Here is a 15,810-nt window from a genome sequence, read left to right as displayed (position 1 = left end):
CGAGCAGCGCCCCACCGTTGATCGAGGGAAACGACCAGGGCGAGGTGTGCGACGCCGCGAGCGCGGTGTGCATGGCCGTCAGGAACGGTGCCTGGGCGAGGCAACGGTGAGAGTCGTACTTGGGGGTGGCGAGCGTCTTCTTCCCGTCCACCCATTGGTGTTGGAACTACACCCGGAGGCCGGCCAGGCCGGTGCCGTGTAGATCTTCAGCAGCCTGTACGTCTCGCCGGGCCGCATCCCCTGGAAGGCGGCGTCCCAGAGGTGCGCCCAGCCGGTGACACCGTGTAGGCGTTCACGGCCAACTGATACGCCGGGCCCGTGGCCAGCGGTCGCTTCGTCTTACGGGCTTTCTTCACGTACCGGCCGCGGCGGGGGGCCGGCGGCATGGGGGTGCCGGTACGGAGCTTGTACCGCTGCACCACATCGATCATCAGCATGCCGAAGACCATCAAAAAGTCATCGACGTAGGTGCACGCCAGTTCCTGGCGCTCCACTTTGGCGTTCAGCTGGTTCATCCAGGAGATGTACTCCGGCATTTCGATCTCGCCGACGCGTCGTCCGCCTCATTGCGTATTAATCTGAGATGAGCATCGAGCGATACGGCGCGACGGACCACAGCCGCAAGTCCTGATCGGGGAGCCACAGCTCCAGGCTGTACTTCGTCATCAGCATGTCACCGCGGCTCTTGGCCCTTTGGCCTTCGTCGTCACCGCCGGGCAAGCCGGTGACGCGCCCGCCTTCTGCGACGTCATGGCTCGCCTGAGTATTCCCCGCCAACGCGGGCGGCCCCGGACCAGGCCGGACGTGATCCTGGCCGACAAGGTGTACTCCTCCCGCACCATCCGTGAACAGCTGCGCAGGCGCGGCATCGCCACCCGCTACGAGAAGACCGCCGCCATCTACCTCGCCGCACTCCACATCGCGGGCATCTTCCTCTGGACCGCCCGCTGATCCAAACGAGAACCCTTAGACGTTGTCCTATGTGGTGAGGCGGAGTAGTTGTTTGTAGCAGCACAGGGTGGCTGCCAGTCCGAGGAAGGCCAGGCAGTTGGAGGGTTGGCATTCGTAGCGAAGGCTGAGTCTGCGGTAGCCGGCCAGCCAGGACAAGGTTCGCTCGATCACCCATCTGCGGCGCCTCAAGCGTTCGCTGGATTCGATGCCCTTGCGTGCGATCCGGACGCCGATGTGCTTGCCCCAGAGCCATCGCCGCAGAGACCCCGACGACCAGGGGCAATCCGTTCGCGTCCGACAGGAGGTGCATATCGGAACCCGGCTTGCCCCGGTCCGCAGGCTCGGGCCTGTGTGTTCACCCCCCCTTTTGCGAGGACCTGGGCGGTGTCGAGCACAACGCGGGTGAAGTCGATAGGGCCGGCGTCATCAAGTTGGTGGAGTACGGCCTCGTGCAGCCGGCCCCAGACGCCGGCTCTGGACCAGATCAGGAACCGCCGATGAGCAGTCGACTTCGAGATCTCGAAGCAGGGCGGCAGATGCCGCCAGGCGCATCCGCTGACCAGCACGTAAACGATGGCCGCAAACAGCGTCTCATCAGGTGTGTCCGGCGTCCCGCCGCTCTGCGGCCGCGCTCTCGGCGGCGGGAGCAACGGCTTCGCGATCTCCCACAGCCCGTCCGGAACGATCCAACTCCACGTCCCCTGCCCCATGCGGTAGTACTACTCCGCCTCACCACATAGGACGATGTCTTAGTCGCCGCAGATGCCGCTGACCTGGTGGACTGAACTGGCTGAGACGGCCGTCACGGCCTGGGATGCTCCGCTCGCCGGGGACGCCCGGCGGCGACGGCGAACAATTTCGCCGTGCCAGCCGAAAGCCCCCGGACGGAGTCAACCCGCTCGTCGGCCATCCAGTGTTTCGGTGCCAGGCGGACCACGGCCATGCAGACATCGGTGTGGCCCGCTGTGCCGGCCGTGTACTTCGGGCTTGGCCTCCGGGCTGGATTCTCAGCTGTTGGCCAGGGTGCGGTCGAGGAGGGGAAGCAGGTGGTCCCAGTGGCGCTGCAGTGCGGCGGAGTTGAAGGCGTCGGTGTCGGACATGGTGAAGCCGTGGATGGTGCCGGGGTAGATTTCGGAGGTGTAGTCGACACCGGCGGTGTCCAGGGCCTGGTTGAGCTCGCCGAGGGCTTCGGGCGTCAAGTCGGCCTCGGCGTGGCCGAAGTGGACCTCGGCGGTGAGCTTGGCGAGGTTGTCGGGCCCGTCGACTCCCACCGGACCGTGGAATGCGGCGAGGGCGGCCACCTGGCCGGGGTGGGCCGCAGCGGTGCGCGTCGCGAGGAGGCCACCGATGCAGTAGCCGGTCACCGCGACCGGCCCGGCGCTGACCTCGGGCTGGGCGGTGAGAAATCTGAGGTAGGCATCGGCGTCGCTCAGGACACGTTCGGCGGTGTGCTCCTCGATAAAGGGCATCAGCTGAGCGAAGACCTGGGGCCGGACCTCTTCTCCGATGTGCTCGGGAAGTTCGACCACCGGCGCCGGGCCGTGCCGGTAGAAGAGGTTGGGGACGAGCACGTAGTAGCCGTGCCCGGCCAATTCACGGGCCATCTCCCGCAGCACGGGCCGGATTCCGAAGCCGTCCGCGTACATCAGCACCCCTGGGTGCCGTTCGCCCTGATCGGGAAAGGCAGCGAACGCGTCGGCCTGGCCGTCCGCGGTGGGAATCTGCAGCGTCTTGGTGGGCACGAATTCTCCTGTCGTGGTTGATGTGCTGAGCCTGTGATCAACACGACGGAGGAGGGGCCCGCACAGCAGCGCAGGATCCTCGGTCAAACAGCGGGCCCGCACCGGCCCGTATGGCGCTCAGAAGAGCACCGGGTCACCAATCCGTGTGTGGCGCAAGGCCGCCCCGGTATTCATGGCCACATAGCGTAGCCCACCGGATAAGAGCCGACGCCAGCACCCCAGCCCGAGCAGACGCCTCGATCGGGTGATGACGGGCTCCGCATCCCAGGGTGAGTTGGGGCCCGGGGTGGCCGGTGCGGACTGGGCTGGGGTGCACAGGCCGGGTTCGGGCACAGCGAGGATGTTGCGGTCGACCAGGCGTTTGAGCTTGGCGCGGACGCTCCCGGTGTGCCGTGGCTCGGTGCCGAGGCCCAGGATTTCGCAGATCTCTTTGGCGCGGAGTCCATGCCCGGCCCGCTCGAAGGCGGCCAGGACTTCGCGGTAGCCGGGCGGCAGCAGTTCGGGCGGCTCGATGCCGTCTTCGGCGGCCAGTTCCAGGTCAGGCTGGAAGCATGGGTCGTGGGGATCTGACGAGCGCGAAGTGGGATCGCCTGGAGTCGTTTCTGCCCCGGGGGCGGGATACGTGGAGGCCGGTTGAGTGACCACCGGCGGGTGATCAACGGGGTACTCTACCGGGTGCGGACCGGCGTGCAGTGGCGGGACCTGCCCGAGCGGTTCGGGTCCTGGGAGACCGTCTACCAGCGTCATCGCCGCTGGTCAGCGGGTGGCACCTGGAAGATGTTGCTGGCGCAGATCCAGGCCGCCGAGGATGCGGCGGGCCGGGTCGGCTGGGATGTGTCGGTGGACTCCACCGCGGTGCGAGCCCACCAGCATTCCACGTCACAGGTGGAGAAGCGGGGGCCCGGCAGCCTGTGGCACGTCACTCGCGTTATCAAGAGTGTTGCCCCGGGCGCCCGGCCGCCCGGCCGTCCCGCCGCCCTGGTTGATCAGCCGATGGGCTCGGCCACGATGAGCTGGAACCGCTCGAAGGATAGCTTCACGGTGTTGTGCTGAGCAGTGGCGGTTCCGAGTGACTTGCCGGTGAACGGGTCGGTCAGGCGGCACCGCGTACGGCCCAGACCGCGCAGCTCGACCGTCCCGTCCCACCGGTCGGCGTAGAAGGCGTAGTGGAGGGTCCGCTTCTTGGCCACGACATGTGCCTCGGGCTTGTCGAAGCCGATGTCGTACAGCTCACCGCGGTACTCGCCGGTGGACAGCATGTTCTTCTCGTACAGGGACACCCACTTGCGCCAGAGGACCTCCTTCTCCGGGGTGAGGTCGGTCGCCTTGTCCGGGGCTCCGGTTCCGGGGAGGGTGAACTTGGTCGACAGGACGGCTCCGACCCCGTAAGAGGAGGCGAAGTCGTTCCCGCCGTCGCTCAGTTCGACGTGGTCGCCGGCGTAGCTGCTGCCGGCGCCCATCAGCGCCTTCATCGACTTGCCCTTGCTCCGGACCTGGTAGGAGGACTCGGGGTCCGAGCTGGGGTACTGGTCGACGTAGGGCAGGTTGTGGAAGGCGAAGGCGGTGCCGCAGGGGCAGAGCTCGACGAGGGCGCCGGGGTTCGCCTCGTGCGCGGCTTCGTGGATCGCCTTCCAGAACAGGGCCACGCCCTCGGTGGATTCCTCGGGGCGGGCGTGCCGGTGCTTCGGGTTGTAGCAGGGCGCGACGCTGTTGAGGTGCTGGCCGTCGATCTTGAGTCCCTCGTAACCCCAGTCGCCGATGAACCTCTTCGCCTGCTCGACGAAGTAGTCCACCGTCGGCTGGTAGGCCGGACAGAGGGTGTAGGCGTCCCACCAGGTGACGTCCTGCTTGTTGCCGTCGCGGTCCAGCAGCAGCATGTCGGGCCGGTCCCGGAACAGGTTGCTGCCGGGGTCCGCCGCCAGCGGGGCCCACCACAGGCGCGGCCGCAGACCGGCGTCCCGTATCTCCTTGGTGAAGGCCCGCATGTCCGCTTCACCGCGCGGGAACTTCGCCGTATTGATGTCCCAGTCGCCTTCGTTGGTCTGCCAGCCGTCGTCGAGCGCGGCCCAGCGCAGGCCGACCTCGCGTGCCTTCGGCAGCGCTGCGGTGACCTGCTCGGTGGCGAAGGCGCGCTCGTAGCCCCAGGCACACCAGATGGGCTCGAAGGCCGAGGCGGGGACCTTGGGGGCGCGCTGGCCGATGTCGCTCATGTAGTCGCGGTACCGCTGGAGCGGCACGAAGTGGTCGCCCGGGAGGGCGGTCAGGAATGTGGTGTCGGTGCTGAGCCGACGGCCCGGCTTCAGGGTGCGGGCGGTGTCGTCCTGGATGGCGATGCTCGCTCCGGCGTCCGTCTTGCGGACCGGCATGCGCAGGACCGTCGCCACGGGCTCGACATGTCCGACGGAGAGGCCCGCGCCCCGGCGCCAGACGGTCGCCAGCGGGGTGCCGCCGCCGTAGTCGGAGGAGTCCATCCCCAACGAGTTCTCCTGGACATAGCCGTCTTTCACCGGCATCACCCAGTCGCGGCGGTCCGTGTACGTGGTACCGGAGAAGGTGTAGAAGCCGCCGGGAGTCTCCAGGAGTTCGTGGGCTCCGTTGCGCCACCCGGTCACCTTCAGCGCGGTGGAGGACCTGTTGGTGTAGGTCACCTTCATCACGATCATGCCGGTAAGGCGTTCGAAGGAGGTCAGCACGACCGTCTTCTGTACGCCTTCTTTGGACGTGCCCTCGATCGTCACCAGGACGCCCGCACCGTGCCGGGGGTGCCGGGTGTGGCGGGTCCGGTGCCCGCGGTAGGCGAACGCCTCGATGGCCTTACCGCCCACCAGCAGGGCTTCGCCGGCGTCGAAGCGGGTGAGGTCGACGCCCTTGAGCGCCACCCGGCTGCGCAGTTGGTCGTCGAACTCCAGGGTGATGGAGGTGTCGCCGACTCCGACGAGGTCAGGATCCGAGTTCGGTGCGGCGGCCGCGGGTGAGGCGCCCATGGCCACGGCGGGGAAGGCGGCCAGGCCGGCACCCCCAAGTGCCACCTTCAGTACGCTTCGCCGGTTCATGTCCGTCATGTCGAACTCTCTTTCGGTCGTGCGTGCCCGACTGGGGCAGCCGCCTTTTGTCCGTCGTTGTGGATCGTCAGAGTCGAGCCGAATGCTCGCGACGAAGCGACCGTCCGTAAGGCTGGTCGGTGCCTGGTCTTCTACCGGTCTTTGCAGTGGGTCGGCTGGGGTCGGGGGACGGCGTATCGTCCGAACGGGTACCCCAGGACGAGGTCGCCTCCGGCGGTAGCGGGCGGGCCTCCTCGGTGAGCTGTGACAACGCCGTCTCGATCGCCGGCGGATGCCCGGGGCACGGCGAAACGGAAGGTCGCTCACGGGCGACCTCTCCATCGTCGGGTGGCCTGCTTCGAGAACGTAAGTGGTATTCGAGTGGCATGTCAACGGGTGGGCCTCCTGCGCGAGGGTTCGCGGCATCGATCGGATTGGTATGGTTCTGGTATGGCAGATGCAAGAACGTCGATGCCCAGAGGTCTGTTCGGTGACGACGCCCTCCCGTTGTACGAGCGCACAGCCGCGCGGTTGCTCGACGACCTGCGCGCCGCTGCCGCCCGCCCCGGCGACCGGCTGCCCTCCGAGCGGGCTCTGGTCGACCGGTACGCCGTGTCGCGCGTGACGCTGCGGTCGGCCCTCGCGCAATTGGAGTCGCGGGGCATCGTGCGGCCGTCGTCGTCGCGCGGGTGGTTCGTCGCCGAGCTCGGCCTGCTCCCCGAGGCGACGACGACGACGTCCGCCTCGGCGGCCCCGCAGGTCCAGGGGTTCGCCGACTATGCGCAGGCCAACGGCTTGACGGCGGCCGGCAAGGTGCTCTCCGCCACCGTTCGCCCGGCCATGGTGCCCGAGGCCGAGCAGCTCCGGATCGCTCCGGGCGCCGACCTCTTCGACCTCCACCGACTGCGCTTCCTCGACGGTCTGCTCGTCGTGCTCGAACACAACCGGCTTCCGTTGGCGGCCTGCCCTGCCCTGGCCGAGACCGACTTCAACACGGCCTCGCTCTACGCCACCCTGCGCGCCGCCGACCCGCCGCAGCTGCCCCGCAGCGCCGACTATTCGGTCGAGGCCCGTCACCCGACGCCACGGGAGATCGAGCTGTTCGAGATCGGGGAGACCATGCCGATGCTCGTCGCGACCCAGCTGACGTCGAACCAGGAATCACGCCCGATAGAACTGACCGTTCAGGTCTACCGGGGGGACCGCTACCGGTTCCGGGCCTCCATCACCAACCAGACTTAAACGATCACTAAGCGGACGTGGGTGATCGCCAACCGGACTTGGACGATCGCCGCGGAGTTGCCGGTTCGGCTGCGCAATACCAGATGCATACCAGAACAAGACTATTGACGACCCCAAATAAGACCAGTACTTTTCAGCGTGAGCCGCAGGCCATGACGGCAGATTGGCTTGAGATGCACGTTGAGTAAGGGGTTGGCAATGCAGAGCCCGTTGAGCGAGGTGGTCCGGCGTCAGAAGGCCGGGCAGCCGCAGGGCATCACCTCGGTGTGTTCGGCTCATCCGCTGGTCATCGAGGCAGCCGTGGTGCAAGCACGGGAGACCGGCGGTCATGTGCTGGTGGAGGCGACCTCGAACCAGGTCGACCAGTACGGCGGTTACACGGGCATGCGGCCCGCGGACTTCCGCGACCTCGTGTACGGCATCGCCGCCGAAAGTGGTCTGCCACTGGACCGCGTGATCCTCGGTGGCGACCACCTCGGACCGAACCGGTGGCAGTCCCTGCCGCCCGACGAGGCGATGGAGCGGGCCGACGCCCTGGTCGCCGCCTACGTGGCGGCGGACTTCACCAAGGTCCACCTGGACTGCAGCTTCGCCTGCGCCGGTGACCCCGTACCGCTGACCGACGACGTGGTCGCCGAACGCGCCGCGCGGCTGATCCGGGTGGCCGAGGAGACGGCCGGCCCCGAGCGGGCCGAGCGAATCCGGTATGTGATCGGTACCGAGGTGCCCACACCCGGCGGCGCGCACGAGACGCTCGACGCGCTCGTCCCGACCACGCCCGAGGCGGCGCGCACCACTCTGGAGCAGCACCGCAAGGCGTTCGCCCAGCACGGCATCGACGAGGTCTGGCAGCGCGTCATGGCCCTCGTGGTCCAGCCGGCCGTCGAGTTCGACCATGTGCAGGTCGTCGACTACCGGCGCGAGCTGACCGAGGAGCTGCGCAAGGTCCTCGACGACGAGCCCACCATGGTTTACGAGGCCCACTCGACCGATTACCAGACCGCCGAGGCGCTCACCGCGCTGGTCGAGGACCACTGGGCGGTCCTCAAGGTGGGCCCCGGGCTGACCTTCGCCCTGCGCGAGGCGCTGTTCGCCCTCGCCGCGATCGAGGACGAGCTGGTCCCGGCCGCCGAGCGGTCACGCCTTCCCGAGGTCGTCGAGGAGCGGATGCTCGCCGAGCCCGCCAAGTGGGAGGGCTACTACCCGGGCAGCGCCGCCGAGCAGTGCCTCGCACGCCGCTACAGCTACAGCGACCGGATGCGTTACTACTGGCCCGACCCTGAGATCGAAAAGGCCCAGGCCCGGCTGATGGACAACCTCTCGGCCGTGGACATCCCCCTGCCGCTGCTCAGCGCCCACCTCCCACTCCAGTACGCCCGCGTCCGCCACGGCGAGCTCGCCGCCCGGCCGCGCGACCTGGCCGTGGACCACGTCCGCGACGTTCTGCGCGCCTACGACCGCGCCTCCCACCCCCACCTGATGGAGCACGTGTGACCACGCCCTCCGGTACCCCGTCCCTGGACGACGGTGCCGCCCACACCGTCCGCGAGATCGCCCAACAGCCCGCCCTGTGGCGGGAGGTCGACCGGATCGTCGCGGCCTCCCGGGAGTCGCTGGACGCCTTCCTGCGTCCGCTCGTCGCCCGCGGTGACCTGCGCGTCGTACTCACCGGTGCCGGCACCTCCGCGTTCGCCGGCCAGGTGCTCCAGCCCGCCCTGGCCCGGCGCCTGGGATGCCGCGTCGACGCGGTCCCCACCACGGACCTCGTCGCCGACCCGCGCGGCTGTCTCGCCGAGGACGTTCCCACGCTGCTGGTCTCCTTCGCGCGCTCGGGTGACAGCCCGGAGTCCGTGGCCGCCACCGCCCTGGCCGACCAGGTCCTCTCCGAGGTGCACCACCTCGTGATCACCTGCAACGAGCAGGGCCGCCTGGCCCGCGAGCACGCGGAGCTGCCGAAGTCCCACGTGCTGCTGATGCCGGCCGCGTCCAACGACCGCGGTTTCGCCATGACGTCGAGCTTCACGTGCATGACGCTCGCGGCACTGCTCGCACTCGGCGGCAGCGCCTACGACGGGGTCGCCGAGCGCCTGGCCGGGGCGGTCGAGTCGATCTGCGAGAGCGACGCCGTGGACCGCACCGTCGGCGCCCTCGTGGCCCGCGCGCCCGAGCGCATCGTCTTCCTGGGCAGCGGCCCGCTGAAGGGCCTCGCCGAGGAGTCGGCGCTGAAGGTGCTCGAACTCACCGGTGGGAGGCTCATGGCCGTCTCGGAGACCTCGCTGGGATTCCGGCACGGTCCCAAGGCGGTGCTCAACGACCGTTCGGCCGCCGTGGTGTACATGTCGAACGACCCCTACACCCGCAAGTACGACCAGGACATCTCCACGGAGCTGCGCGGAAATCTTCCCGCCGGCAGTGTCGTCACGGTCTCCGCGGGCCCCGACACGGAAGCGGACGGCAACGACGCCTGGCCGCTGCCGGGCCTCGATGACGTCGAGGACGTCGCCCTGGCGCTGTCCGCTGTGGTGTACGCCCAGCTCATCGCCCTGCGCGCCTCCCAGGCCCGCGGCCTGCGGGCCGACAACCCGTTCCCCTCGGGTGAGGTCAACCGCGTCGTGCAGGGCGTGACCCTGCACTCCTTGCACAACTGATCAAAGGCATCAACGGCGCGGATCCAGGGCGCCCGACGGAGGTACAACGATGTTCCTAGGTGTCGACGGTGGCGGTACGAAAACCGCCTTCTGCCTGGTCGACCGCGGCGGACAAGTCGTGGCGCGAGCGCAGGCGGCAAGTTCGTACTACTTCTCCCACGGCGTCGGGCTCGTCGAGCGTGTGCTGGGGGAAGGCGTCGACGCTGTCTGTGCGGCGGCCGAGCTGACCCCCGCCGACATCGAGTACGCCTTTTTCGGCTTGCCCGGTTACGGGGAGGCGGCCCGCGATCTGCCCGTCCTGAACGCGACCCCGCGAGCCGTGCTCGGACACGACCGCTACGCCTGCGACAACGACATGGTCTGCGGTTGGGCCGGTTCACTGGGCGCGGTCGACGGCATCAACGTCATCAGCGGCACCGGCTCCATGACCTACGGCGAGCGGCTGGGCCGGGGCGTGCGCGTCGGTGGCTGGAGCGAGATGTTCGGCGACGAGGGATCGGCGCACTGGATCGCGGTCCGCGGCCTCAACGCCTTCTCGCGGATGGGCGACGGACGGCTCCCCGAGGGCCCCCTGGCCGAGGTGTTCCGGCGGCACCTGGATCTCGCGTCCGACCTCGACGTGATCGACGTCGTCCACAACCGGTGGCAGGGCGACCGCAGCCGGATCGCCGCGCTCAGCCGCTCGGTGGCCGAGGCGGCCGGTCTGGGCGACGAGGCCGCCTCGACGATCCTCGCCGAGGCCGGCCGGGAACTCGCCCTGCTCGTCGACGTCACCCGCGAGCGGCTGGAGTTCGGCCCGGACGAGACCGTACCGGTCTCCTACTCGGGCGGCACCTTCGGCGCGGACGCGGTTCTGGAGGCGTTCGCCACCGGATTGAAGAATCGTTTCACCAACTACGAACTGCGACGCCCGCTGTACGAGCCCGTCGTAGGTGCCGCCCTGTACGCGGCGAAAATCGCCGGAACCCCGCTCGACCAGCCCGCGCTCGACGCGCTGCGCACGGCCTCCGGGATCTCTGCCTCAGAAGGGGAAGACCGATGAACAGAGGCACGAAGAGCTGGATCCCGTACGCGTCGCTGCTGGTCCTGTTCTGGGGTGTGTGGGGCGCCTTCTCCAGCGAGCCGAACAGCAGGTACGGCTACCCCAACGAGATGATCTACATCATCTGGGCCTTCACGATGCTCATACCCGCGTACTTCGCGATGCGCGGCAACACGTTCGACCGCCGGCCGATCGCCGCCGTGTACGGGCTGCTCGCGGGACTGACCGGCGCCGGCGGCCAACTCCTGCTGTTCCACGCGCTCGCCAACGGCCCGGCGTACCTGATCTTCCCCCTGGTGTCGCTCTCCCCAGTGGTCACCGTCCTCATGGCGATGGCGCTGCTCCGGGAACGGATCAATCGGCTCGCCCTAGCGGGTGTCATCGCGGCGCTGGCGGCGATCGTGCTGCTCAGCATTCCCAGCGGCACGGACGACTCGAACTCGCACGGCCCGTGGCTGCTGATGGCCGTCCTGGTCTGTGTTGCCTGGGGCGTGCAGGCGTTCTGCATGCGCAAGGCCGCGGTGGTCGGGGTCAACGACGCGACGACCTTCGGCTGGATGACCATCAGCGGACTGCTGCTGGTTCCGGTGGCGTTCGTGACGATGGGCGATTTCCCGTCCGACGCTCCGTGGCAGGCGCCGGCCCTCACCGCGGTGACGCAGGTCCTCAACGCGGTCGGCGCGTTGTTCCTGGTCATGGCGTTCAGCCGGGGCAAGGCCACAGTCGTCGCCCCCATCACCAACGCGCTGGCCCCGGTGCTGACCATCGTGCTGTCCCTGGCGGTCTACCGGACGCTCCCGAACGTGTGGGGCACCCTCGGTATCGTGCTGGCCCTCGCGGGCTCGACCCTGATGGTCTACAGCGACGAGAAGAGCGGCGAGAACTCCGTGGCCCCGGGCGCGGCGGACGACGGCGCGGACGTGATTCCGGCTCCGCAGAAGTCCTGATCGCCCACATATCCGTACCGGCCGGACCACGTAGCGGTACGGGCCGACACCGGCCCGTACGCACCGAACCGACAGGAAAGCGAGGGGACACCTTCATGCCCCTGGTTCCCACACGCGAACTCGTCTCGAAGGCCGCCGCCGCAGGCCGGGCCGTCGCGGCGTTCAACGTGATCACGCTGGAGCACGCCGAGGCGATCACCGCCGGCGCGGCCGCCGCGGGCGCCCCGGGGGTGATCCTGCAGATCAGCGAGAACGCCGTACGGTTCCACGGCGGCCGGGTCGAGCCGATCGCGCGGGCCGCGGCCGAGGTCGGCAAGGCCTGTGACGTCGACGTCGCACTGCACATGGACCACGTGACGGACATGCGGCTGCTGCGCACGGCGGCCGACGCGGGGTTCTCCTCCGCGATGTTCGACGCCGGGGCGCAGCCGTACGCCGAGAACCTCGCCGCCACCCGCGCCGCGGCCCGGTGGGCCCACGGCGCGGGTCTGTGGCTGGAGGCCGAACTCGGCTATGTGGGCGGCAAGCCCGACGCCCCCGCGAGCGCCCACGCGGCCGGGGTGCGCACCGACCCGCAGGAGGCGGCGCGCTATGTCGCGGACACCGGCGTGGACGCCCTGGCCGTCGCCGTCGGCAGCAGCCACGCGATGACCGAACGCTCCGCGACCCTGGACCACGCGCTCATCGAACGCCTGCGGGAGGCCGTGCCCGTACCTCTGGTGCTGCACGGTTCGTCGGGCGTCGGCGACGACGATCTGCGACAAGCCGTTCAGGCGGGCATCGTGAAGATCAACATCGGTACCGCTCTCAACGTCGCGTTCACCGGCGCGGTCCGCGAGACGCTGGCGGAGCGCCCCGACCTGACCGACCCCCGCCCCTACGTCGCCCGGGGCAGGGAGAAGATGGCGGAGACGGTCCGGGTCCTGCTCGGTGTGGTGAGCGGCTGAGCGGGGCCGAAGCTTTCCCCGCACCTGATGCCGCTTAGATGTACTGACCGGGCACGTTGATTGAGAACAGGGGGCCTGATCGGCGCTCACGTTGCGGGGGTTGAGTGTCTGTCAGCCAGGTCCCTGGCGAGCTGACTGATGCGTGCGCGGGCCGTCTCAGGGGCGAGGACCTCGATGTGGTCGCCGAACTGAAGAAGCTGACGCACCGACTCGATGTCGGGGTAGCGCACGACGACGACACACGAGCCTCCCTCGTACGACAGAGATCGGGCTCATGGTGCCGGGGCCATCGCAGGCGATTGACGAGATCTTCACGAGGTGGGCCTCGAAGGGGGCGTCGATCGCTACCTCGTAGGCGAGTCCATGCAGGACCGATCCTCACGACCGCGGAGCTCTCCGGCCAAGACCCCCAAGACCGTGACGAAGAGGTGCGTCAGCCTGCGACTCCGTCTGCGGAAGGGCCGGTCCAGCTCGCTGCGAGACTCGATACTGCCCCGTCGACAGTGCATCGGATCCTGCGATCGGCCCGCCTGAACGGACTCGCCTAGGTCGGCCGCCACCAAGGCGAGAAGCACCGCGCCGCGACGCAGAGCAAGTCACGCAACGCCTACGGCGGCCCGAGGGTCGGATACGCATTCGTGCACGCTGCCGCTGGTTGCTCCTGCGGTGGCTGACCCGCCGACACGTCGAAGAATGCAGCCGCTCGCCGTTGAAGCCCCGCCGGCCAGACCGCCGGGGCCTGGTCAGGTAGGGCGTCCGCCGTAGCGAAACTCATTGCGCCCGGGTCCAAGACCGTACCCAGGAATCTGGTCAGGCGTCTGATGCGTCGGGATGCTCGGAGCAAACGGGATGCTCAGCGCAACCCGGGTCGTCCGGTGCCGGGGACCACAGAGGGGAGCTACGGCCATGAAGGCGATCGTCCAGGATGCGTACGGGGCGGAGGACGTCCTGGTCCTGCGTGACATCGACCGTCCCGTACCGCGCGACGACGAGGTGCTCGTCGAGGTACGTGCTGCCGGTGTGGGACCCGAGGTGTGGCACCTGATGACAGGCAGGCCGTACGTGGCCCGGGCCGCCCTCGGACTGCGCAGGCCCAAAAACCCTGTCCGGGGCTGGGACGGGGCGGGGCGGGTCGTGGCGGTCGGGGCGAAGGTGACCGGCTTCGGGCCGGGGGACGAGGTGTTCGGAAACTGCCCGGGGTCCTTCGCCGAGTATGCGCGGGCCGAGACCGACAGGGTGGCGCTCAAGCCCGCCAACCTCACGTTCGAGCAGGCCGCCGCCCTCCCCGTCTCCGGCATGACCGCCCTCCAGGCGCTCAGTGGCAAGTCCCGGCCCCAGCCCGGTCAGCGGGTCCTCGTCATCGGTGCGTCCGGGGGCGTGGGAACGTACGCCGTCCAGCTCGCCACGGTGTACGGCGCCGAGGTTACTGGCGTCTGCGGTCCCGCCGGTGCGGATCTCGTCCGGTCCCTGGGCGCCACCCACGTCATCGACTACACGCGCGAGGAGATCACCGGCAGCCCGTGCCGCTATGACGTCATCGTCGACAACGCGGGGCTCCGGCCGCTGTCCGTACTCCGGCGGGCCCTCACGCCACGCGGCTCTCTCGTCATCGTCGGCGGCGAAGGCGGAAGCGGCTTCCTCGGCGGTATGAGCCGTGGCCTCCGGGCCGTCCTGCTCTCCCCCTTCATCACCCAGAACCTTCGCAACCTCATCTCCCTCACCCGCCGCGAGGACCTCCTGACGCTGAAGGATCTCGCCGAGAAGAAGCAGATCACCCCGGTCATCGACCGCACCTACCCGCTCGCCGAGGCACCCGCAGCCATCCGCCACCTGAGGCAGGGCCACCCCCGGGGCAAGCTCGTCGTCACCGCCTGACGGCTGTCCGCCATCGCGCGATCGGGCCGCGGCGATGGCGGACGGGCACCCCGGCACGACCTGCGCTTCGTCCGGGGCCCAGCCGGGTCAGCCCCGATAGCGGGAACGGCCCACCGCGGCGGCCACGGTCAGCGGGACGGTGAGGATCGCGGCTGTCAGGAACATGCCCCGGTACGCGTGGTCTTCCGCGGGGCCGGCGGCGAAGGCGCTGGCCAGGGCGCTGCCGACGTAGAGGGCCACACCGAACATCGCGACGCCGGTGGCGCGGGCCGCCGGCGACAGCGCGGTAGCCCAGGACTGGATCGTGGAGTGCATGAACGACCAGCCGCCACCGAGCAGCAAAGAGCACCCGACCAGCGCGGGCACCGACTGGCTGGCCGCGGCGAGGCCGAAGGCCACCGCTATCTGCACCCCGCCGACCACGATCAGCCGCACCGGCGTCCAGCGCCCGACCAGCCGCTTGACCACCTGGGCCGCGGCCATCGAGCCCACGCCGTACAGCGCGGACACCGCGCCGGCCAGCGTCGCCGAGGCGCCCTGGGCCTCCAGCGCCGGCGCGATGTACGTCAAGAAACCGAGCAGGGTGGCGCCTTCGAGCATCGCGACGGCCATGACGTACCACTGCCAGCGGGAACTCAATACGATCTTGAACGGGGCGAACAGCGCACCGGATGCCGCCCGCGGCGGTTCGGGCAGCCGGCGCAGCGCGACGACCAGGTAGGCGGCCACCAGGCCGGGCAGGGCGAACACCAGCCGCCAGCTGACGTAGTGCGCCAGCGCCCCGGCGACGACGGTGGCCACGGCGGTGCCGAGCGCGAAGGCGGTCATCAGCTCGCTGAGCGGGCGCTGGCGCACCGCGGCGGGCACCGTGTCCCCGACGTACGTGATGGACGCGGCGATGGACGCGGCGAAGAACGCGCCGGCCGCGACGCGGGCCAGGATCAGCATCGTCGCGCCGGGCGCGATCACCGAGCAGAGCGCGGCGAGGGCGGCCCCGGCCAGAGAGATCCGCATGACCCGCACCCGGCCCAGCCGGTCGCTGGCCAGGCCCCAGACCGGCTGCATCAGACCGTAGGCGAGGAAGTAGCCGCTGGCGGCGAGCATCACCGTGGTCAGCGGGACACCGAGTTGGACGCCGATGAGCAGCAGCATCGGGGTGATGCAGAAACGGTCGAAGTTGCTCACGAAGCCGGCCGTGCGCAGCAGGCGCAGGGACGCGGCGGGCAGCGGCGGGGCGGTGGGGCCGGTCGGTCCGGTGGGGCCGGTCGGACTCGTGGGGGCGGCGGATCTGCCGGACCGGGTAGCGGTGGCCGGCGGAGGAGTGGCAGCGGTGTGCTGTGAGCCGGTGGTGTCGGTGGTATCGGTGGTGTCCATG

Annotated in this window: 13 protein-coding genes and 4 pseudogenes; 11 read left to right on the top strand and 6 right to left on the bottom strand. The window is 69.4% G+C overall.

Going from position 1 to position 15,810, the window contains the following annotated elements; all coding sequences use genetic code 11:
• Nucleotides 1-206 precede the first annotated feature (206 nt).
• Nucleotides 207-515, bottom strand: coding sequence for a hypothetical protein (locus tag ACH4OW_RS34960; protein ID WP_398032189.1), 309 nt, complete (start codon nucleotides 513-515; stop codon nucleotides 207-209).
• Nucleotides 516-690: 175 nt separating this feature from the next.
• Between ACH4OW_RS34960 and ACH4OW_RS34955 the strand changes: the two are divergent.
• Nucleotides 691-870, top strand: a pseudogene (locus tag ACH4OW_RS34955) (transposase); the annotation flags it as partial.
• A gap of 108 nt (nucleotides 871-978) precedes the next feature.
• On the opposite strand, the pseudogene ACH4OW_RS34950 reads toward ACH4OW_RS34955, so the two are convergent.
• Both ACH4OW_RS34950 and ACH4OW_RS34945 read right to left on the bottom strand, forming a co-directional pair.
• A pseudogene (locus ACH4OW_RS34950) lies at nucleotides 979-1,661 on the bottom strand (transposase).
• Between the two features lie 297 nt (nucleotides 1,662-1,958).
• Nucleotides 1,959-2,693 (bottom strand): dienelactone hydrolase family protein, encoded by a 735-nt coding sequence (locus ACH4OW_RS34945; protein WP_398032188.1) that lies wholly within the window; start codon nucleotides 2,691-2,693, stop codon nucleotides 1,959-1,961.
• Nucleotides 2,694-3,080: 387 nt separating this feature from the next.
• Here ACH4OW_RS34945 and ACH4OW_RS34940 point away from each other — a divergent pair, with 387 nt between their 5' ends.
• Together ACH4OW_RS34940 and ACH4OW_RS34935 are read left to right on the top strand one after the other, a co-directional pair.
• Nucleotides 3,081-3,263 (top strand): hypothetical protein, encoded by a 183-nt coding sequence (locus ACH4OW_RS34940; protein ID WP_360135670.1) that lies wholly within the window; start codon nucleotides 3,081-3,083, stop codon nucleotides 3,261-3,263.
• Nucleotides 3,245-3,569, top strand: a pseudogene (locus ACH4OW_RS34935) (IS5 family transposase); the annotation flags it as partial. The gene ACH4OW_RS34940 and the pseudogene ACH4OW_RS34935, both read left to right, overlap by 19 nt.
• Nucleotides 3,570-3,679: 110 nt before the next feature.
• Here the strand turns inward: ACH4OW_RS34935 and ACH4OW_RS34930 are convergent.
• A complete protein-coding gene (locus tag ACH4OW_RS34930; protein WP_398032185.1) occupies nucleotides 3,680-5,755 on the bottom strand; it encodes a glycoside hydrolase family 36 protein in 2,076 nt (691 codons plus the stop codon).
• 429 nt (nucleotides 5,756-6,184) lie between these two features.
• Here ACH4OW_RS34930 and ACH4OW_RS34925 point away from each other — a divergent pair, with 429 nt between their 5' ends.
• The 6 genes from ACH4OW_RS34925 to ACH4OW_RS34900 all read left to right on the top strand — a co-directional run bounded on the left by ACH4OW_RS34925 (nucleotide 6,185) and on the right by ACH4OW_RS34900 (nucleotide 12,560).
• Nucleotides 6,185-6,976: a GntR family transcriptional regulator gene (locus tag ACH4OW_RS34925; RefSeq protein ID WP_398032183.1), complete on the top strand. Its 792-nt coding sequence runs from the start codon at nucleotides 6,185-6,187 to the stop codon at nucleotides 6,974-6,976.
• 198 nt (nucleotides 6,977-7,174) lie between these two features.
• Nucleotides 7,175-8,470 (top strand): D-tagatose-bisphosphate aldolase, class II, non-catalytic subunit, encoded by a 1,296-nt coding sequence (locus tag ACH4OW_RS34920; protein WP_398032181.1) that lies wholly within the window; start codon nucleotides 7,175-7,177, stop codon nucleotides 8,468-8,470.
• Nucleotides 8,467-9,624, top strand: coding sequence for an SIS domain-containing protein (locus ACH4OW_RS34915; protein WP_398032178.1), 1,158 nt, complete (start codon nucleotides 8,467-8,469; stop codon nucleotides 9,622-9,624). Before ACH4OW_RS34920 ends, ACH4OW_RS34915 begins: the two co-directional genes overlap by 4 nt.
• A gap of 49 nt (nucleotides 9,625-9,673) precedes the next feature.
• On the top strand, nucleotides 9,674-10,666 hold the full coding sequence (locus ACH4OW_RS34910; protein WP_398032176.1) for a BadF/BadG/BcrA/BcrD ATPase family protein: 993 nt from the start codon (nucleotides 9,674-9,676) through the stop codon (nucleotides 10,664-10,666).
• On the top strand, nucleotides 10,663-11,613 hold the full coding sequence (locus ACH4OW_RS34905; protein WP_360135682.1) for a DMT family transporter: 951 nt from the start codon (nucleotides 10,663-10,665) through the stop codon (nucleotides 11,611-11,613). Before ACH4OW_RS34910 ends, ACH4OW_RS34905 begins: the two co-directional genes overlap by 4 nt.
• Nucleotides 11,614-11,708: 95 nt before the next feature.
• Nucleotides 11,709-12,560: a ketose-bisphosphate aldolase gene (locus ACH4OW_RS34900; RefSeq protein WP_398032173.1), complete on the top strand. Its 852-nt coding sequence runs from the start codon at nucleotides 11,709-11,711 to the stop codon at nucleotides 12,558-12,560.
• Between the two features lie 86 nt (nucleotides 12,561-12,646).
• Here the strand turns inward: ACH4OW_RS34900 and ACH4OW_RS34895 are convergent, their stop codons facing one another.
• Nucleotides 12,647-12,766 (bottom strand): hypothetical protein, encoded by a 120-nt coding sequence (locus ACH4OW_RS34895; protein ID WP_398032337.1) that lies wholly within the window; start codon nucleotides 12,764-12,766, stop codon nucleotides 12,647-12,649.
• Between the two features lie 130 nt (nucleotides 12,767-12,896).
• Here ACH4OW_RS34895 and ACH4OW_RS34890 point away from each other — a divergent pair.
• Together ACH4OW_RS34890 and ACH4OW_RS34885 are read left to right on the top strand one after the other, a co-directional pair.
• Nucleotides 12,897-13,204 (top strand): annotated as a pseudogene (locus ACH4OW_RS34890) (IS481 family transposase); the annotation flags it as partial.
• 262 nt (nucleotides 13,205-13,466) lie between these two features.
• Nucleotides 13,467-14,435, top strand: coding sequence for an NAD(P)-dependent alcohol dehydrogenase (locus ACH4OW_RS34885; protein WP_398032171.1), 969 nt, complete (start codon nucleotides 13,467-13,469; stop codon nucleotides 14,433-14,435).
• A gap of 87 nt (nucleotides 14,436-14,522) precedes the next feature.
• Here the strand turns inward: ACH4OW_RS34885 and ACH4OW_RS34880 are convergent, their stop codons facing one another.
• The gene (locus tag ACH4OW_RS34880; RefSeq protein WP_398032168.1) at nucleotides 14,523-15,809 is read right to left on the bottom strand and encodes an MFS transporter; all 1,287 of its coding nucleotides are present in this window, start codon (nucleotides 15,807-15,809) and stop codon (nucleotides 14,523-14,525) included.
• Nucleotide 15,810: the final 1 nt, after the last annotated feature.

The sequence above is a fragment of the Streptomyces sp. NPDC017056 genome, assembly GCF_044332485.1.
Lineage (GTDB): Bacteria > Actinomycetota > Actinomycetes > Streptomycetales > Streptomycetaceae > Streptomyces.
This window is presented reverse-complemented; position numbering and strand designations above follow the sequence as displayed.